The 17764-nt window shown below is 58.7% G+C and carries 17 protein-coding genes and 1 tRNA gene; 9 read left to right on the top strand and 9 right to left on the bottom strand.

Features of this window, described 5'->3' with window-relative positions; translation table 11 throughout:
• The first annotated feature begins 102 nt into the window (after nt 1-102).
• From CVE23_RS19625 to CVE23_RS19600, 6 genes are all read left to right on the top strand, one after another.
• Nucleotides 103-1434, top strand: a complete 1332-nt coding sequence (locus CVE23_RS19625; protein ID WP_100850198.1) for a M20 family metallo-hydrolase — start codon at nt 103-105, stop codon at nt 1432-1434.
• Nucleotides 1431-2882, top strand: a complete 1452-nt coding sequence (locus tag CVE23_RS19620) for a M20 family metallopeptidase (RefSeq protein ID WP_100850197.1) — start codon at nt 1431-1433, stop codon at nt 2880-2882. Before CVE23_RS19625 ends, CVE23_RS19620 begins: the two co-directional genes overlap by 4 nt.
• A 244-nt stretch (nt 2883-3126) precedes the next feature.
• Nucleotides 3127-4650 (top strand): p-aminobenzoyl-glutamate transporter, encoded by a 1524-nt coding sequence (gene abgT, locus CVE23_RS19615; protein WP_100850196.1) that lies wholly within the window; start codon nt 3127-3129, stop codon nt 4648-4650.
• 199 nt (nt 4651-4849) lie between these two features.
• Entirely contained in the window at nt 4850-5320 is a 471-nt protein-coding gene (locus tag CVE23_RS19610; protein WP_100850195.1) for a MarR family winged helix-turn-helix transcriptional regulator, read from the top strand.
• Between the two features lie 121 nt (nt 5321-5441).
• Nucleotides 5442-5867, top strand: a complete 426-nt coding sequence (locus CVE23_RS19605) for an organic hydroperoxide resistance protein (protein WP_100850194.1) — start codon at nt 5442-5444, stop codon at nt 5865-5867.
• 69 nt (nt 5868-5936) lie between these two features.
• A complete protein-coding gene (locus CVE23_RS19600; protein ID WP_038920327.1) occupies nt 5937-6947 on the top strand; it encodes an alpha/beta hydrolase in 1011 nt (336 codons plus the stop codon).
• A gap of 60 nt (nt 6948-7007) precedes the next feature.
• Here the strand turns inward: CVE23_RS19600 and CVE23_RS19595 are convergent, their stop codons facing one another.
• From CVE23_RS19595 to CVE23_RS19570, 6 genes are read right to left on the bottom strand one after another with little or no spacing between them, the layout of a single operon-like run.
• Nucleotides 7008-7826 carry an amino acid ABC transporter ATP-binding protein gene (locus CVE23_RS19595; protein WP_039693163.1) on the bottom strand — a complete coding sequence of 273 codons (819 nt, stop codon included), beginning with the start codon at nt 7824-7826 and terminating at the stop codon, nt 7008-7010.
• An 18-nt stretch (nt 7827-7844) separates the two neighbouring features.
• Complete coding sequence (locus CVE23_RS19590) at nt 7845-8786, bottom strand: amino acid ABC transporter permease (RefSeq protein ID WP_100850193.1); 942 nt, start codon at nt 8784-8786, stop codon at nt 7845-7847.
• A 4-nt stretch (nt 8787-8790) separates the two neighbouring features.
• The gene (locus CVE23_RS19585) at nt 8791-9321 is read right to left on the bottom strand and encodes a GNAT family N-acetyltransferase (RefSeq protein ID WP_038920324.1); all 531 of its coding nucleotides are present in this window, start codon (nt 9319-9321) and stop codon (nt 8791-8793) included.
• Between the two features lie 29 nt (nt 9322-9350).
• Nucleotides 9351-10298: an ABC transporter substrate-binding protein gene (locus tag CVE23_RS19580; protein ID WP_100850192.1), complete on the bottom strand. Its 948-nt coding sequence runs from the start codon at nt 10296-10298 to the stop codon at nt 9351-9353.
• A 46-nt stretch (nt 10299-10344) separates the two neighbouring features.
• Nucleotides 10345-11265 (bottom strand): ABC transporter substrate-binding protein, encoded by a 921-nt coding sequence (locus CVE23_RS19575; protein WP_100850191.1) that lies wholly within the window; start codon nt 11263-11265, stop codon nt 10345-10347.
• The gene (locus CVE23_RS19570) at nt 11262-12638 is read right to left on the bottom strand and encodes an LLM class flavin-dependent oxidoreductase (protein ID WP_100850501.1); all 1377 of its coding nucleotides are present in this window, start codon (nt 12636-12638) and stop codon (nt 11262-11264) included. Before CVE23_RS19570 ends, CVE23_RS19575 begins: the two co-directional genes overlap by 4 nt.
• A gap of 423 nt (nt 12639-13061) precedes the next feature.
• Between CVE23_RS19570 and CVE23_RS19565 the strand changes: the two genes are divergently transcribed.
• Complete coding sequence (locus CVE23_RS19565) at nt 13062-14057, top strand: LLM class flavin-dependent oxidoreductase (RefSeq protein WP_038920321.1); 996 nt, start codon at nt 13062-13064, stop codon at nt 14055-14057.
• Here the strand turns inward: CVE23_RS19565 and CVE23_RS19560 are convergent.
• Nucleotides 14041-14718: a hypothetical protein gene (locus tag CVE23_RS19560; protein ID WP_100850190.1), complete on the bottom strand. Its 678-nt coding sequence runs from the start codon at nt 14716-14718 to the stop codon at nt 14041-14043. The genes CVE23_RS19565 and CVE23_RS19560 overlap by 17 nt on opposite strands.
• A 434-nt stretch (nt 14719-15152) precedes the next feature.
• Nucleotides 15153-15323, bottom strand: coding sequence for a hypothetical protein (locus tag CVE23_RS22920; RefSeq protein ID WP_157987360.1), 171 nt, complete (start codon nt 15321-15323; stop codon nt 15153-15155).
• An 87-nt stretch (nt 15324-15410) separates the two neighbouring features.
• Here CVE23_RS22920 and CVE23_RS19555 point away from each other — a divergent pair.
• Nucleotides 15411-15486 (top strand) — tRNA-Gly (locus CVE23_RS19555).
• A gap of 127 nt (nt 15487-15613) precedes the next feature.
• Nucleotides 15614-16540, top strand: coding sequence for a D-2-hydroxyacid dehydrogenase (locus tag CVE23_RS19550; RefSeq protein ID WP_100850189.1), 927 nt, complete (start codon nt 15614-15616; stop codon nt 16538-16540).
• A gap of 47 nt (nt 16541-16587) precedes the next feature.
• On the opposite strand, the gene CVE23_RS19545 is transcribed toward CVE23_RS19550, so the two are convergent.
• Nucleotides 16588-17715, bottom strand: a complete 1128-nt coding sequence (locus CVE23_RS19545; RefSeq protein WP_038920317.1) for a glycosyltransferase — start codon at nt 17713-17715, stop codon at nt 16588-16590.
• Nucleotides 17716-17764: the final 49 nt, after the last annotated feature.

Genomic DNA, 17764 nt, shown 5'->3' with positions numbered 1-17764 from the left:
CATCTTATTCACACTGGTGGGTTTGTGTACATTTTTTTCAGTTAATGACAGTCCGTTGCACGGGCGTCTTCGAATCAGAACACCACCAGAGAAAACAGGCTTATGCACTCAGACGTTCTTTATTCCGATTTGTCACAACGCGTGGAAAAACTCATTCCGTGGCTGCGGGAAACGCGCCGCGATTTGCATAAATATGCGGAATCCGGTTGGCTGGAGTTTCGTACCGCCACGCGGGTCGCCGAAGCGCTGCACCAACTGGGTTATCCGCTGAAGCTCGGGCGGGAGGTGATCAACGCCGACGCCCGCATGGGGCTGCCGCCGGACGAGGTATTGCAGGCGCAGGAGCAACGGGCGCTGGCGCAGGGGGCGCTGCCGCAGTGGCTGCCCTATTTCTCCGGTGGTTTTACCGGCATCGTGGCGACGCTGGACACCGGACGCCCCGGCCCGGTCATCGGCTATCGCGTCGATATGGACGCGCTCGATCTTAACGAACAACTGGCGGACGATCACCGCCCGTTCCGCGACGGGTTTGCTTCCTGCAACGCCGGCATGATGCATGCCTGCGGTCATGACGGCCACACCACTATCGGGCTGGGACTGGCGCAGGTATTGATGGCGATGCGCGAGCACCTGTGCGGCACCATCAAAATTCTGTTCCAGCCGGCGGAGGAAGGCACCCGCGGCGGCAAATCAATGGCGGAAGCGGGCGTGGTGGATGACGTGGACTACTTCACCGCCATTCATATCGGCACCGGCATTCCAAATGGGCATCTGGTGTGCGGTAACGACACGTTCATGGCGACCACCAAACTGGACGTCAACTACCGCGGCGTGGCGTCTCACGCCGGCGGTCGACCGGAAGAGGGCCGCAACGCCCTGCTGGCGGCGGCGCAGGCCACGCTGGGGCTGCATGCCATTCCACGCCACAGCGGCGGTAGCTCGCGTATCAACGTCGGCGTGCTGCAGGCCGGTACCGGGCGCAACGTAGTGCCGTCGCACGCCGCGATGAAAGTGGAAACCCGCGGCGCCACCAACGAGGTCAACGAGTTTATTTATCAGCAGGCGCTGAAGGTGATCGACGGCGCCGCCGCCATGCACGGCGTTGAGGTGGATATCGCGTTGATGGGCGCGGCGCAGTGCAGCCAGCCCAGCCCGGAATGGGTGGCGTTCATTCGCCGTCAGGCGGAGCAGGTGCGGGAACTGACTCATATCATCGACCGCAAAGACGGCGAGGCCGGTTCTGAAGACGCCACCTACCTGATGGAGCGGGTGAAAGCGCACGGCGGTCTGGCATCTTACGCGGTGTTCGGCACCGAACTCAGCGCCGGGCATCACAACGAGAAATTCGATTTCGATGAAAGCGTGATGGCGGTGGCGGTGAAAACGCTGGCGCTGCTGGCGCTCAATATCCGCGAGTTTGGGGAGGCGCAATGACCCAGACAATCGTCGGATTTGTTAACGACACGCTGGCGGCACGCGCGCAACAGCTGGCCGCCATCGCGGATGATATCTGGGATCACCCGGAAACCCGCTTTACCGAACATTACTCGGCCGAACGGCTGGCCAGTGCGCTGGAAGCGGAGGGCTTTTGCGTGCAGCGCGGCATCGCCGGCATCGATACCGCGTTTGTCGCCAGCTTTGGCAGCGGCCAGCCGGTGGTAGCGCTGCTGGGCGAGTTCGACGCGCTGGCCGGGTTGAGCCAGCAGGCCGGTTGCGCCGCGCCGTCGCCGCTGACAGCGGGCGGCAACGGCCACGGTTGCGGCCACAATCTGCTCGGCACCGCCGGGCTGGGCGGGGTGCTGGCGGTGAAAGCCTGGCTGGAGCAACACCCGCAGGCCGGTACCGTTCGTTTTTATGGCTGCCCGGGAGAAGAGGGCGGTTCCGGCAAAACCTTCATGGCGCGCGAGGGCGTGTTCGATGACGTGGACGCGGCGCTGACCTGGCACCCGGAAACCTTCAGCGGCATGTTCTGTACCCCGACGCTGGCCAACATTCAGGCCGCCTTTCGTTTCAAAGGCGTGGCGGCGCATGCGGCGGCCGCGCCGCATCTGGGGCGCAGCGCGCTGGATGCGGTAACGCTGATGAACACCGGCGCTAATTTCCTGCGTGAGCACATCATTCCCGACGCGCGGCTGCATTACGCCGTGACCGACACCGGCGGCCATTCGCCCAATGTGGTGCAGGCGGACGCCGAAGTGCTGTATCTGGTACGCGCGCCGCAGATCGATCAGGCGCAGGCCATCTATGAGCGGGTGGTGAATATCGCCCGCGGCGCGGCGCTGATGACCGACACCACCCTGACGGTGCGCTTCGACAAGGCCTGTTCCAACTATGTGCCTAACCGGACGCTGGAACAGGCGATGTACGGTTTTGTCGCGGCGTTTGGCGTGCCGGCGTACAGCGGGCAGGAGCAGGAGTACGCCGCCGAGATAGCCCGGACGCTGAGCGCCGAGGATATCGCCAGCAATCTGGCGACCATCGCCCGCACCGGCGGCGCGGCCGGTCAGGCGTTCAGCCGCACGCTGAAAGGCCAGTCGCTGACCTCGCAGGTCGCGCCCTATGCGCCGACCGAATCGTTGCTATCCGGCTCCACCGATGTGGGGGATGTCAGCTGGCTGGTGCCGACCGCCCAGTGCTTCAGCCCCTGCTACGCGCTCGGCACGCCGCTGCATACCTGGCAGGCGGTGGCGCAGGGCCGCACTTCGCTGGCGCACAAGGGCATGCTGCTGGCGGCGAAAGTGATGTCCGCCACCGCGCTGGCGCTGTTGACCGACAGCGCGTTGTTGCAAGCCTGTCGGCAGGAATGGCGGCAGCAACGGCAGGAAACGCCGTACCGCTGCCCGATCCCGGCCGGTATCCAGCCGTCGCCGTTGCAAGGCTAATGCTCCCGGTTTGTTGACCGTAGTCCGGCAATCGTTTGCTGTCGTTGCGTCGTTCCCGCAACCGCCGCAAACGTCGGAGAAACCGAGCAGGGGAAGGTCGCTATTACCCGACGGCAGGGTTTGGGGGTGAGTCAACGATGTGTTCAGAGAGATACACGTGAATCACCGCCCGATACCTGACCGTGTTTTACCTATAAATCACAACAAAACAACCACATAAAAATTCAGTACAGAGGGGAAAACCATGAGTGTGACAGCGGAAAGCAGCCAGCCGCAGCCGGGCGGGCTATTTCAGTGGGTAGAGCGGGTGGGGAACAAAATCCCCAATCCGTTTCTGTTGTTCGTATACCTGATCGCCGCGCTGATGGCGGCCAGCGCGCTGTTTTCCTGGTTTGGCATCACCGCCACCAACCCGGCCAACGGCGAGGTGGTGCGGGTGAAAAACCTGCTCAGCGTAGAAGGGTTGCAATGGATTTTGCCCAACGTCATCAGGAATTTCAGCGCTTTTACCCCGCTGGGCGCCATTCTGGCGCTGGTGTTGGGAGCCGGGCTGGCGGAGCGCGTCGGCCTGCTGCAAACGCTGATGTACAAGATGGCCTCGCGCGTCAGCGCCCGCTACGCCAGCTACATGGTGCTGTTTATCGCTTTTTTCAGCCACATTTCGTCGGATGCCGCGCTGGTGGTGATGCCGCCGCTGGGGGCGCTGATTTTTCTGGCGGTCGGCCGTCACCCGGTGGCCGGTCTGCTGGCGGCGATCGCCGGCGTCGGTTCCGGTTTTACCGCCAACCTGCTGATCGTCACCACCGATGTGCTGTTGTCCGGGTTGAGTACCGAATCGGCCAAGGTCATCAATCCGGCGGTACATGTCAGCGTGATTGATAACTGGTTTTTCATGGCGGCGTCGGTGGTCGTGCTGACCATTACCGGGGCATTGCTGACGGACAAATTTATCGAGCCGCGTCTGCCGCCTTATCAGGGCGAACGCCACGAGCATCTGTCCCGGCTGACGCCGGAGCAAAATCGCGGCCTGCGCGCCAGCGGTATCGCCGCGCTGGCGTTCATCGCTATCGTGGCGTTGTTGGTGGTGCCGGAATGGGGGCCGCTGCGCGATCCGGTCAAGCATACCGTGATGCCGTCGCCGTTTATTCAGGGCATCGTGCCGTTGATCATTGCGTTTTTCTTTGTGGTGTCGATTCCTTACGGCATGGTTACCGGCCAAATCAAATCCCAGAACGACCTGCCGCAGTTGATGGTCGACCCGATGAAGGGCATGGCCGGTTTCATCGTCATGGTGTTTCCGCTGTCGCAGTTCGTGGCGTTTTTCAACTGGAGCAACATGGGCAAGTTCATCGCCATCGGGCTGACCGACTTGCTGGAATCGCTGGGCATGACCGGGATACCGGCGTTTGTCGGGCTGATCTTTCTGTCGGCGTTCCTGTGCATGTTTATCGCCAGCGGTTCGGCCATCTGGTCGATTCTGGCGCCGATTTTCGTGCCGATGTTCATGCTGCTGGGTTTTCATCCGGCCTTTGCCCAGATTGTGTTCCGGGTGGCGGATTCGTCGGTGATCCCGCTGGCGCCGGTGTCGCCGTTCATTCCGCTATTCCTCGGATTTCTGCAGCGCTATAACAAAGAGGCGCGGCTGGGCACCTATTACTCGCTGGTGTTGCCGTATCCGCTGGTGTTTTTTACCGTCTGGCTGGCGCTGTTGCTGGTGTGGTATCTGCTGGGGCTGCCGATCGGACCAGGTGTTTATCCGCATTTATAATCGCCATACGGCATAACGTTGGCTGTAACCAGAGTTGCCTGTAACCAAAGTTGCCTGTCACCATAACTGACGGTAAACCGGCGGTGCTATCCGCCGGTTTTTATTTGTTATCAATGTATTAGAATTTTCTTTTTGGTTTTTGTCATTTTTTAATCTAAATCGTTTGCTATTTAATTTTGAGCGATGTAGAGTGGCGACCATGAACAGAAAAGATACCGACACCAAACCAACACTGAGTGATGACGCCCTCCGGCTGGACGGCCAACTCTGCTTTGCGCTCTACTCGGCGAATCTGGCGATGAACAAGTTGTATCGCCGCTTGCTGACCGAGTTGAACCTCACCTATCCCCAGTATCTGGTGATGCTGGTGCTGTGGGAGCGCGACGGAATAACGGTATCTGAACTGGGTGAACGTCTGTTCCTGGATTCCGCCACCCTGACGCCGCTGCTCAAGCGCCTGCAAACCGCCGGGCTGGTGACGCGCCGCCGCGGTACTGAAGACGAACGTCAGGTGCTGATTGAGCTGACCGATGACGGTCGTGAATTGCAGAATAAGGCGAAGGCGGTGCCGGAAGGCGTGTTCTGCGCGGCGGAATGTAATATCGAACAGTTACGCGCCATCAAGACGGATCTGGAAACGCTGCGCGCCAGTCTCATCAGACATATTTGATGATGGGGGTAGCGGGACGCGCGGTTGTTGATTATGTTTTTTTATATCCAATTAAGTAGTGTACGATTTAATTTTTATCGATTTAAATCGCCAACCCAATCCACTCAAAAGGAGTCACACCATGTCTATTGAAAAAGTTCTCTATGTTGCTCATGCCCAGGCTAACGGCGGTCGTGACGGACGTGCGGTCTCTTCCGACCAGCAGCTGGACGTCAAACTGACTACCCCGCGCGAGCTGGGCGGCGCCGGCGGCGAAGGCACCAATCCGGAGCAGCTGTTTGCTGCCGGTTACTCCGCCTGTTTCCTGGGGGCGCTGAAGTTCGTCGGCGCACGCGACAAAGTGTCGATTCCGGCGGCGACCACCATCAATGGCAGCGTGGGGATCGGCGCGATTCCGAACGGTTTCGGCATCGAAGTCGAATTGAAAATCTCTCTGCCGGGTCTGGAGCGTGCGGTAGCGGAAGACCTGGTACAGAAAGCGCACATCGTTTGCCCGTACTCCAACGCGACGCGCGGCAACATCGATGTAACACTGACCGTTATCTGAGTCAGTGAGAAGTAAGTGTAAATAAATAAAAAATAAACTCTTTTTCACTTAACACCAGGGTAATTCATCATGAGAAAATGTCTTGTCGCGGCCTTGCTGGCCGCTGTAACGGGAAACGCCTCCGCCGCGGATAACAACGCGCCGTATGCCGAACGTCATGTGCAGGCGTTTCTGGATAAACTGAACGCGGGCGGCGGCAAGCCGATCGAACAGCTGTCGCCGGCGGAAGCGCGCGAAGTGCTGGTGGCGGCGCAGGCGGGCGCGAAACTGCCGGCGGCTGACGTCACCCAGAAAACCATTACCGTCGACGGTCAGAAAATCCCGCTGATCATCGTCAAGCCGGCGGGCAGCACCGGGGTTTTGCCGGTGTTCATGTTCTTCCACGGCGGCGGCTGGATTCTGGGGGATTACCAGACGCATGAGCGTTTCGTGCGGGATCTGGTGGTGCAGTCCGGCGCGGCGGCGGTGTTCGTCGATTATTCTCCATCGCCGGAAGTGCATTATCCGGTGGCGATTCGTCAGGCGTATGCCGCGACCCGCTGGGTAGCGGAGCATGGTAAAGACATCGGCGTTGATGGTTCACGACTGGCGCTGGCGGGCAACAGCGTGGGCGGCAACATGGTGGCGGCGGTGGCGCAGCAGGCCAAACAGGCGGGTACGCCGCGTATTCGTTATCAGGTGCTGTTCTGGCCGGTGACCGACGCCAACTTCAACACGGCGTCTTATCAGCAGTTCCAGAATGGCTACTTCCTGAGCCGCAACATGATGAAATGGTTCTGGGACGCCTACACCACCGACAGCAAACAGCGCCGCGATATTCTGGCTTCGCCGCTGCAGGCGACTCGCGAACAACTGACCGGCTTGCCGCCGGCGTTGATTCAAACCGCCGAACTGGACGTGCTGCGCGACGAAGGCGAAGCCTACGGCCGTAAGCTGGATGCCGCCGGGGTGGATGTCACCGTCACACGCTATAACGGCATGATCCATGACTTCGGTCTGCTCAATGCGCTGAGCGACGTGCCGGCTACCCGCGCCGCGCTGTTGCAGGCGTCCACCGAACTGCGTGAACGACTGAAATAACCCTCTCTCCCCGGCGTCAGCCGGGGAATCGGGACACAATCTATAGCACCTTGTTTAAAGCTAGAGCACCTTGTTTAAAAAGCTGGCGGTGCGCGGATGGGCTGGATGGTTCAGCACCTGATGCGCGTCGCCGCTTTCCACGATTTTGCCGTCCACCATAAACACCACCCGATCCGCTACTTCGCGCGCGAAGCCGATCTCATGGGTAACGATCACCATCGTGACGCCCGATCGCGCCAGATCCTTGATCACGTCCAGCACTTCGCCCACCAGTTCCGGGTCCAGCGCCGAGGTCGGTTCGTCAAACAGCATCACTTTGGGGTTGAGCGCCAGCGCGCGGGCGATGGCGATGCGTTGTTGCTGCCCGCCGGACAGGTGGCGCGGGTAAGCGTTCGCCTTGTGGCGTAATCCGACCCGGTCCAGCAGCGCCAGCGCCACGCTCTGCGCCTGCGCGCGGCGATACAACCGGTGCACCCGCGGCGCTTCGATAATGTTCTCCAGCACCGTCAGGTGCGGGAACAGGTTGAAGTTCTGGAATACGTAGCCGACGCCGAGGCGCTGGCGCAGGATCTCCCGTTCTTTCAGTTCGTACAGCGTATCGCCTTCGCGGCGGTAGCCGATGTAGTCGCCGTCGATGCGGATGGTGCCTTCGTCCACCCGCTCCAGATGGTTGATGGCGCGCAGCAAAGTGGATTTGCCGGAACCGGACGGCCCGATAATCACCGTGACCGAACCGGGCGGCAGCGTCAGGCTGATGTTATCCAGCGCCCGGTGCGCGCCGAACCACTTGCCGACCCCCTGAATATCGATCCGGCCTTGTTCGGTCACGGCGCGTGGCGCGGTACGTGGGATGGAATAGAGATCAATGGCTTCAGACATGGTGCTTCTCCCTGAAAATCAGTGTCGGCGGCGTGCGCTCAGGCGCCGGAATAGTCGCTGCAGCGGATGAGGCGTTATTTCCCGCACCGCGCCGCGGGCGACGTAGCGCTCCACGAAATATTGCAGCACCGACAGTACGCTGGTGATCACCAGATACCAGACGGTGGCGACCATCAGCAGCGGAATCACCTGCTGGGTGCGGTTGTAAATCACCTGCACGGTGTAAAACAGCTCCGGCAGCGCCAGCACGTACACCACCGAGGTGCCTTTGGCCAGGCTGATGATTTCGTTGAAACCGGTCGGCAGAATCGAACGCAGCGCTTGCGGCAGAATAATCCGCCAGGTGCGGCGGTAGCCCGGCAGGCCGAGCGCGGCGGCGGCTTCAAATTGTCCGGCGTCGACGCCGAGGATGCCGCCGCGAATAATTTCGGCGGTATAGGCCGATTGCACCAGCGTCAGCCCCAGCACCGCCACGGAGAACGGGCCGAGCACATCAATGGTCGGATAGCGGAAAAACTCGATGGACGTGAAAGGGATGCCCAGCGCCAGCGCGTCGTACAGGTACGAAAAGTTGTAGAGGATAATCAGCACCAGAATCAGCGGCAGCGATCGGAACAGCCAGATGTACAGCCAGGCCAGCGTGCTGAGTAACGTGGACGATGACAGCCGCGCCAGCGCCAGCCCGGTGCCGGCGATAATGCTGAACAGGGTGCCGAGCAGCGTCAGCAGCAGCGTGCGCCCCAGCCCTTCCAGAATCACCGGGTTAAAGAAATAGCTGGCGAACACCGGCCATTCCCAGCGGTTGTTGAGCGCCACCGACTCGGCGATGCCGGCGAAAATAAACAGCGAAAACAGCGCGCCTGCGATACGCAGCGGATAACGCGCCGGCACCACGCGCAACGGAGCAGCAGGGATATCGGCCGGGTTCTGGGACAGTGAAGGAGGGATGGATTGCGTCATGAGCTTATACCTTTACCCGTTCCTGTTGCGCCGCCCGGTTAGGCACCGGGCCATACAAGGGTTTGCGAAACGGCAAGCGGCCATCGTGCGGCGGCAGACTGTAGTATTCCGGGTCGACCTGGGTATCGAACTGCGGCTGATAGCCTTCGCTCAGGTACAGGCCGACCGCTTCCGGCTGACGGAAACCGGTGGTCAGGAATAAATCCCGGTAGCCCAGCCGACGGGCGTGCTGTTCCAACTCATGCAGCACCCGTTTGGCCAGCCCCTGACGGCGCAGGGTTCTGTCGGTCCAGATCCGTTTGAGTTCAGCGGTGGTGGCGTCGTAGCGCTTGAACGCGCCGGTGGCGATCGGCCGCTCATCACGCAGCAGCACAATGAAGATGCCGTCTGGTTGCAGATAGAGTCCTTCCGGTTCCGGATCCCGATGGGCGAAGTAATCGCCGTAGCGCTGGCGGTATTCGGCGAACAGGCCGTCCAGTACCGGTGCAATGCGGGCGTCTTCCGGGTAGGTGATAATAAAGCGTTCGTCAGACATGGTGTCCTCCCTGTTCAGCCGGATACGGGTTACAGCGGCGTGTCGCCCAGGCCCGGCGGGTTGATCTCCGAACGGCTGATGCGTTCCACGCTTTCTCCCCAGCGGTTCAGCACCCGGTCGTATTCGCCGCCCTGAATCACGCCGTTGAGCGCGGTATTGAGGGCAGTCACCAGCCCGTTGCCTTTACGGGTGGTCACCGCGATGTGCGCCACCTGCGGCCAGCCGCCGTTGACCGTGCCTACCAGCCGGGTTTGGCCGTTCAGCGCCGCTTTGTACGCGCCGGTGACGTTCGGACCGAAGGTGGCGTCGGCGCGGCCGGACTGAATGCTCAGGTTGGCGGCGGCGGCATCGGTGACGTAGACCGGTTGAAACGGCGGCAGGCCGGCGGCGTGGTTTTGCTTATCCCAGTCGAGCAGGATAGCCTCCTGATTGGTGCCGGAGCCGACGATGATCCGCAGCCCGGCGATGTCTTTAGCGCTTTGGATCGATTGGATCTTGCTGCTGGATTTCACGTAGAAGCCCAGTGTATCGGCGCGGTAGGTGGCAAAGTCAAAACGCGCTTTGCGCGCTTTGGTCACCGTGACGTTGGTGATGGCGACATCGTACTTGCCGGAAGCGACGCCCAGCGGCCAATCTTCCCACGACGTCGACACCAGCTTCAGCTCCAGCCCGAGGCTGTCGGCTACCAGCCGGGCGATGTCCGGTTCGCTGCCGATGACGCTTTTGTTGTCGTCCGCCAGAAAGGCCAACGGCGGCGAGGAACCCAATGCCGCGACCGCGACGGTGAGTTTGCCCGGTTCGACAAAGGTAAATCCGGCCGGAATCTGGGCGATGGCCTGCGGGTTTTTGGGCGCATGGATCGGTTGCTGATTAGCCTGGAGGTCGATGCCGGCGGCGTGTGCGCTGCCGAGCAACAGCCAGCCGCCGAACAGCGTGGCGGCCAGACGGTAAAACGGACGAACGGCGAGAGTCTGCATAGCGTATTCCTTGAACATAAAAAATCGACGGTCGGCGCGAGCCGGGTTATTCGTCCAGACCGCGTGGGTTGACGTCGGAGCGCGTGACTTTTTCGTCATTCTCGCCCCAGCGATCCAGCACCTGCGCGTATTGCCCACCGGCGATGACGCCGTTGAGCGCGGTGCTGATTGGCTGCGCCAGCCCGTTGCCTTTGCGGGTGGTGACCGCCACCGGCGCCACGGTGGGGCCGATGCCCACCATCCGCGTCTGGCCGGTCAACGCCGCTTTGTAGGCCCCGATGGAATGCGGGCCGAAAAAGGCGTCCACCCGGCCGGACTGAATACTCAGGTTGGCGGCGGCATCGTCGGTCACGTAAATCGGCTGTACCGGCGGCAAGCCCTGAGCGCGATTCTGGCGATCCCAGCCCAGCAGGATGTTTTCCTGATTGGTGCCGGAACCGACGATCACTTTCAGCCCCGCCACGTCCGCCGGCTCGCGAATCGCCTGAATCCGGCTGGTGGATTTGACGTAAAAACCCAGCGTATCCACGCGGTAGGTGGCGAAATCGAATCGCTCCTTGCGCGCTTTGGTCACCGCGATATTGATGATGGCGGCGTCGTAGCGGCCTGAGGCGATACCCAGCGGCCAGTCTTCCCAGGCAGTCGGCACCAGCTTGAGCTTCAGCCCCAGCGCGTCGGCAAGCAGCCGGGCGATGTCCGGATCGCTGCCGATGCGCGTCTTGTTGTCCTCCGCCAGCAGCGCCAGCGGCGGGGAACTGTGGTTGGAGATCGCCACCGTCAGCGTGCCGGGTTCGGCAAAGGTAAACCCGGCCGGGATCTCGGCGATGGCCTGCGGGTTGCCAGGCGCGCGCACCGGCAACTGGTTGGCCTTCAGGTCGATGCGGCCGACGGTGGTGGGTTCGGCGTGCCCGCCGGCGCTGAACAGCAGTGCGGCAAGCAGCAGCGGCGTGGCGTGGCGCGCGTTCACTGTGCCGTTTCCTCTGCCGGTTGGCGGGTGGCGGCGTAGCGATTGGTCGGGTAATCCAACGCCAGGCTTTCCCGCAGCGTGTAGCCGGGGTATTCCCGGCGGAACAGGCCGCGCTGTTGCAGCAACGGCACCACCTGATCGACAAAGCGGGTGAAGTTGTCCGGCGTGGCGCTCTGGATAATGAAGCCATCGGCGGCGCGCTGTTCAAACCACAGTTGCAACCCGTCCGCCACCTGTTGCGGCGTGCCGCTGAATAGCGGACGCGGGGTGGTGGCTTCCAGCGCCGCCTGACGCAGCGTCAGTCCGCGCTCGCGGGCGTTGCGCTTGATTTCATCGGTGGTGCTGCGAAAACTGTTCTGGCCCAGCGCGCCGATATTCGGGAAGGGTTCATCCAGCGGGTGCTGCGAGAAGTCGTAGTGTTCGAAGTAGCGGCCGAGGTAATTCAGCGCATCTTCTATGGTCACCAGCGCGGCGGTGTCCTGATACTGTCGTTCCACGTCTTCCGCGCTGTCGCCTACCAGTACGCTGACGCCCTGAAAGATGTGCAACTGGTCTTCGCGTCGCCCTTGTTCCACCAGCTGTTGCTTAACGTCGCGGTAAAACGCCTGCGCTTCCGCCAGCGTGTGCTGGTGGGTGAAGATGGCATCGGCGTGGCTGGCGGCCAGTTTCTTGCCGTCATCCGACGCGCCGGCCTGGAAGATAATCGGGCGGCCCTGCGGCGTGCGGCCGATATTCAGCGGTCCGGCGACCGAGAAAAATTCCCCCTGATGATTCAGGGTGTGCAGTTTCTGCGGGTCGAAGAAGCGGCCGCTGGCCTTGTCGCGGATAAACGCGTCGTCTTCCCAGGAGTCCCACAGTCCTTTCACCACCTGCAAAAATTCATCGGCGATGCGATAGCGCAGGGCGTGTTCCGGGTGCTGGGCGCGCGAGAAGTTTTTCGCCGATCCTTCCAGCGGCGAGGTCACCACGTTCCAGCCGGCGCGACCGTGGCTCAAATGGTCGAGGCTGGCGAACTGCCGCGCGGTGGTGAACGGCTCGCTATAGGAGGTGGACAGGGTGCCGACCAGGCCGATGTGATGGGTTGACGCCGCCAGCGCCGACAGCAGCGTCAGCGGTTCGAAGCGGTTGAGAAAGTGGGGAATGGACTTCTCGTTGATGTACAGGCCGTCAGCCACGAAGGCGAAGTCGAATTTCCCCTGTTCGGCTTTTTTCACGGTATCCAGCACAAAACCGAAGTTGATGCTGGCGTCCGGCACCACATTGTTGTGCCGCCAGGCCGACATGTTTCCGGCCGCGCCCTGCAATATCACGCCCAGCCTCAGCTGACGCTGGTCAGGACTCGTCTTTTGTCGGGGAATCGTTTTTTCACTCATCAGCATGCTCCCTACAGCGAAATTTGGCGAAAAGAAACCCGTCTCCGGCACGGATAAAGCGCTGGAGAAACCTCATGTTCAGGTGGTTAATGGAGAGTTAAGAAAACTGAAAAATACTATTGATGAGAGGCTACAGGATGTAAAACAACAAAATTGAATATGGCAAAGCAAAAAAACGTCTCAGGGGGTTTTGTGATTTGTTTATTCAGGAATTGAAATTGACGCTTATGCGCCTATTTTTCGAACGCGAGCAGAATAAAAATTAAGTTAGGAAAGTATGCAGTTCACTACGCTGATTATTGTGATTCTCATTTTATTTATAGTGCGGATTTGTACTAACCAAACCCTGTTTTGTTATTTATGGATTTTTCCAGGCTATGAAAATATGCGGGAAATTTAGGCTGGATCACAGAAGGGAAATATATGAGTTATCGTCTTGGCTTATTGGATCAAAGCCCGATTGCGGAGGGGATGACCGCCGCCGATGCGCTGGCCCGGACCGTCGAGCTGGCCGGCCTCGCCGAAGCGTCGGGGTATTCCCGTTTCTGGGTGTCTGAGCACCACAACTCCGATGCACTGGCGGGATCGTCGCCGGAAGTGTTGATTGCCTGGCTGCTGGCCCATACCCGCCATATCCGGATTGGTTCCGGCGGGGTGATGTTGCAGCACTACAGCCCCTATAAGGTGGCGGAGAATTTCCATGTTCTGTCGTCGCTGGCGCCGGATCGGGTCGATCTGGGCGTCGGCAAAGCGCCGGGCGGTTTTCCCCTGTCGACCCGTGCGCTGCAACAGGAGGTTGACCCGGCGCGTCAGGTGTCGTTCGCCGATAAACTGCGGCAATTGCATGAACTGCTGGAACCGGGAGCGACACAGGATGCCGACTTGCGCGCTACGCCGTCGCCACCGGCGCCGCCCACGCGTTTTCTGCTGGGCGCCAGTGCGGAAAGCGCGCGTCTGGCGGCGTCGCTGGGCTGGAATTTTGTGTTCGCCGGGTTTATCCAGCCCAGTGAAGCCCTGTTGACGGAAGCATTGTCGACCTGGCGCGAGTACCAGCCCGAGCAGGCGCAGGCGCTGTTGTCGCTATCGGTGATCGTGGCGGATAGCCATGACGAGGCGAAAGCGCTGGCGGGCGAGCGGTATAACTACAAGGTGTATATCGGGGACCGGGCGCCGCTGAACGTGCTGTCGCAGGAACAGGCGGATACGCTGGTGCAGCAGTCCGGCAGCGCGCAGTTTCGTATCGAGAAGCAGGCGCAGAACATCCTGTATGGCACGGCGGCGGAGGTCCACCGCCAGTTGCAGCACTATCACCAGCGCTTTGGCGTCAGCGAGTTCATTATTCATACCCCGGTTAACGACCCGGCAGCGCGGCTGACATCAATCAGAGGGTTGGCCGCCGGGCTCAGGGCGCAGGATTGACGGTAGCCGTCGACATTTCCCGTCTGGGGCTGTCCTGCCGGATGGCAAGCAGCATTTCCAGCAGGCTTGGGTAATCAGCCAGACCGGAAAAGTCAAAGGGGTGGGCCCCGTCGCGATTGGGCAGCAGGTGACATTGCAATTCCCGTTCGTAGTAACGCGGGTATTGCGCTTTTTCAATCGCCGACAGCGCCCGGTAGTTTTTCAGAACCTCGGTAAAAAAGCGTATTTGCCACTGAGGATGGCGGTAGTTCAAGCGGGCCTGCGTGACGACGTGCTGTCGCCAGGCTTGATCCTGGGCGTAGGCTTCACTCCAGGCGGCCCGGCGTTCATTCAGGGTAAACACGCCGCTTTCATCGTAGACAATCAGCGATAGTTGCTGGTAAGTCAGGCCGTTGAACGGGTTTGCGCCGTAGTCGTTGACAAAGGCGGAGGCCTGCCGGGCGCGCGCCAGCCGTTCAGGGGCATCGTCAGCGGGTTGCCCGGAGCGGTCATCCTGATAACTATCGTCGTTGTCTATACCGGTGAGCTGGTCGAGCAGCGCACGGGCTTTTTGATGCAATTCCTGACGGCTCAACGCTTCCGCCCGGGCGCTGGCGCGCCTGGCGGCATCATGTAATTGCCGTTCGAGCAGGGAAGAAAAAAATATATTGATATCTGGCATACGCGTTCTCTCCAGAAATGAGCCAGCAACCTGCTTCTCAAAAGCCTGCATAAAAGAAGAATGAAATAGTGGTTGTGGTGTTGTCGAGTAATAACGCTATGTGAAATTAACGGCTTTATTTTTAATTCATGACATCAACAGTGATTGATGCGCCATTAGATGTCGATTTAATTTGCCAGAATGCCAGCGTGTGCTCAATCAGATTTTATATCTACCGCATCTTATTCATTTCACTCGCCAGATATTACCGATAAACCCACGTGATGGCGAGCGTTCTAAAATGACAGTTATTCCACAGCGATATTATGACGCTGCGCAATAGATGGTAATGATTGGAGAAAAACTAAAATACGGAGAGTTGTTGCGCTGAATAACCATCTTGCCTGACAGATGGAAACCGGGAAGGCGTTGGCGTGGCCTCGGCCGCGTCGGTGTCATCCTGAGAACGGCGCCGAGGGCGGGAAAAGGGCGCGGGCGGCATTGCCGCGCTGTATCGCCAGCCGGGGGATGCGCAGTAACGGATTGTCGATATTATAAACAAACGAAACTAAAGGCACGAAAAAGCACTTGCCATAGTGGGCGAACCGGTCCATAATCAGCGCCATTCCAAACGCCTTAAAGTGTTAAAGCCTTTTTAATCAGTTGGTTACAAAGAATTAGATGCTTCAAGGCGCTTTGAATAACCATCCTACGCGGGAATAGCTCAGTTGGTAGAGCACGACCTTGCCAAGGTCGGGGTCGCGAGTTCGAGTCTCGTTTCCCGCTCCAAGTTTTCTTTCTGTTTTCTCTCATTTTCTTGTCGTTTCCCAAACAGCTTCAATCATAAGCCACTGCTATTTGGCGCTATCTCGATTTCATATATTATCGTCGCATGAGTTTCCCCTAGACGACGAACATGACATCCATTCTGCTGTTGGACTCCCGTGCGGATGAGCTACGGGACGTGCTGCGCGAAGCGGCGCCGGACTTACCGTTGCTGATTGGCTCAGGTGAGGTTGCTCAGGCTGCGACCTGTGATATCTGGGTGGGCGAGCCGGATAAGGCTGCCCTGTTGCTGGCTCAGGGGGCGAAGCCTCGCTGGTTACAATCGACCTGGGCCGGCTATAAACCTTTACTGGCAGCGGGGTTACCGCGTGATTATCGGCTGAGCCGGGCTGTCGGGGTGTTTGGGCAGCCTATTGCTGAATACGTGCTGGCTTACTTGTTGCAGCATGAGCTGCATTTATCGCAACGGTTGCAGAGTCAGCAAAGCGGCGAATGGAAAAAGATATTGCCGCGGTCGCTGTTCGGGCGTCGGGTACTGATTGTCGGCGCGGGGGATATTGGCCGGGAGGTGGCGGCTTTTTTGCAGCCTTTTGGCGTGGAACTGTTCGGGGTTGCTTATTCACCGCGAGAGATGCCGATGTTTGCACGGGTAGAAGGGTTGTCATCGCTTGAGCAAGCGGTAGCGTCTGCGGATTACGTTATCAACATTTTGCCGGATACGCCGGCGACAACGGATATCTATCACGCCGGCGTGTTTGCAGCGATGAAGCCTTCGGCGTTGTTTATCAACGTTGGCCGTGGCACCGCGGTGGTGGATACGGATTTGTGCGCGGCCTTGCACGAGGGGCAGATTGCCGGGGCGGTGCTGGATGTGTTTCGGCAGGAGCCTCTGCCGGGCGATCATCCGTTCTGGCGGACGCCGAACCTCACCATCACGGCGCATGTCGCCGGGCCGCTGGTACCCGCTCGGCTGGGGAAACTGTTTCTGGACAACCTGCCGCGCTTCCGACAAGGACAGACGTTAGCGGGAGAGGTGGATTTCGATAGAAGTTACTGATGGTAAGGCAGGAAATCAGGCATCCTTGCCGCCGGAAAAGGGGATGACTATACGTGCTCTCTATGCAGAAGTTTTTTGTAAAGATTGACGTAGTCATTCACCATTTTTTCAGCCGTGAATAACTCATGGAATCGTTTTTGGGCGTTTTGGCCCATTTCCTGCGCTTTTTCCGGGTTAATCCACAGATATTCCATCGCTTCACGCAGTTTTGCCGGATCCGATGGCGGCACGACAATTCCGGTTTGGCCATCAATGTTAATAAAAGATGTGCCTGTGCCAATTTCACAAGAAATCAGCGGTTTACCATACATTGCCCCTTCCAGCAGGGTGATTCCAAATGCCTCTGTTCGTAATTGAGACGGAAAAACAATGCCGGAGCACAGCTCAAGTAATGTGTTCTTATCGTTGTCAGGCAGTGCGCCAAGAAAATAGACATTTTCAATGTTTTTTCTTGAGACTTGTTCTTTTAGCTGTTTTTCCTGAGGCCCGGACCCAATAATAACAATGTTTATTTCCGGATTATTTTCTATGGCAGCTAAAAGCGTGCCCAGTCCTTTGTAATACCTTAGATTTCCGATAAAAAGCAGAAAGCGTTCAGGTAGGATTTTCTGCCATTTCAGCTTATTGTCATTATCAATAACCTGATGAGCACGGGAATCAAGCCCAATGGGAATCACCGAGGTTTTATGGCTGAATTTTTGCAGCGTCTCACTTGTTGCCAGATAGTTTGGCGACGTTGCCACAATTGATGTCACCGACTCCAAAAAATTGTACATCAGCGGCTTATACAATTTCAGCAGATACTTTTGTTTCAGGATATCAGAGTGATAGCTGACGACTGTCGGCTTTTTAATTTTGCAGATAAAATGCAGCATATCAGCAAAAGGATAAGGGAAATGGTAGTGAATGATATCTGCGGATTCTGCCAGCTTTTTGAATTTTCTTATAGAGGATAGGGAAAACGGGGTCGAAGATATTTCGAAAAGTTTATGGTCACAGGTAACGTTATGGTGGTGAAACTTTTCTATACCGCTGTCTTTACCAGGAGCAATATATTCAACCGTTGAGTTAACGTCATGATGAGCCGCACCCTCACAAAGCTGAAATATAACCTGCTCAATTCCACCATAAGTATAGGGATAGTAAGTTTTATAAAAATGCAGAACGTTAATCATGTTTTTCCCAGAAGATAACGAGCCGCCTCATAAAGAGACGGCTCTTTCG

It is taken from the genome of Dickeya fangzhongdai (genome assembly GCF_002812485.1).
GTDB lineage: Bacteria > Pseudomonadota > Gammaproteobacteria > Enterobacterales > Enterobacteriaceae > Dickeya > Dickeya fangzhongdai.
This window is presented reverse-complemented; position numbering and strand designations above follow the sequence as displayed.

Excerpts from the sequence above, each read along its gene's own strand:
- CVE23_RS19620 (WP_100850197.1), top strand. The coding sequence starts at position 1,431 with ATGACCCAGACAATCGTCGGATTTGTTAACGACACGCTGGCGGCACGC.
- abgT (WP_100850196.1), top strand. The coding sequence starts at position 3,127 with ATGAGTGTGACAGCGGAAAGCAGCCAGCCGCAGCCGGGCGGGCTATTT.
- CVE23_RS19580 (WP_100850192.1), bottom strand. The coding sequence starts at position 10,298 with ATGCAGACTCTCGCCGTTCGTCCGTTTTACCGTCTGGCCGCCACGCTG.
- CVE23_RS19570 (WP_100850501.1), bottom strand. The coding sequence starts at position 12,638 with ATGAGTGAAAAAACGATTCCCCGACAAAAGACGAGTCCTGACCAGCGT.
- CVE23_RS19600 (WP_038920327.1), top strand. The coding sequence starts at position 5,937 with ATGAGAAAATGTCTTGTCGCGGCCTTGCTGGCCGCTGTAACGGGAAAC.
- CVE23_RS19585 (WP_038920324.1), bottom strand. The coding sequence starts at position 9,321 with ATGTCTGACGAACGCTTTATTATCACCTACCCGGAAGACGCCCGCATT.
- CVE23_RS22920 (WP_157987360.1), bottom strand. The coding sequence starts at position 15,323 with ATGGCGCTGATTATGGACCGGTTCGCCCACTATGGCAAGTGCTTTTTC.
- CVE23_RS19625 (WP_100850198.1), top strand. The coding sequence starts at position 103 with ATGCACTCAGACGTTCTTTATTCCGATTTGTCACAACGCGTGGAAAAA.
- CVE23_RS19595 (WP_039693163.1), bottom strand. The coding sequence starts at position 7,826 with ATGTCTGAAGCCATTGATCTCTATTCCATCCCACGTACCGCGCCACGC.
- CVE23_RS19605 (WP_100850194.1), top strand. The coding sequence starts at position 5,442 with ATGTCTATTGAAAAAGTTCTCTATGTTGCTCATGCCCAGGCTAACGGC.
- CVE23_RS19550 (WP_100850189.1), top strand. The coding sequence starts at position 15,614 with ATGACATCCATTCTGCTGTTGGACTCCCGTGCGGATGAGCTACGGGAC.
- CVE23_RS19565 (WP_038920321.1), top strand. The coding sequence starts at position 13,062 with ATGAGTTATCGTCTTGGCTTATTGGATCAAAGCCCGATTGCGGAGGGG.
- CVE23_RS19545 (WP_038920317.1), bottom strand. The coding sequence starts at position 17,715 with ATGATTAACGTTCTGCATTTTTATAAAACTTACTATCCCTATACTTAT.
- CVE23_RS19590 (WP_100850193.1), bottom strand. The coding sequence starts at position 8,786 with ATGACGCAATCCATCCCTCCTTCACTGTCCCAGAACCCGGCCGATATC.
- CVE23_RS19560 (WP_100850190.1), bottom strand. The coding sequence starts at position 14,718 with ATGCCAGATATCAATATATTTTTTTCTTCCCTGCTCGAACGGCAATTA.
- CVE23_RS19610 (WP_100850195.1), top strand. The coding sequence starts at position 4,850 with ATGAACAGAAAAGATACCGACACCAAACCAACACTGAGTGATGACGCC.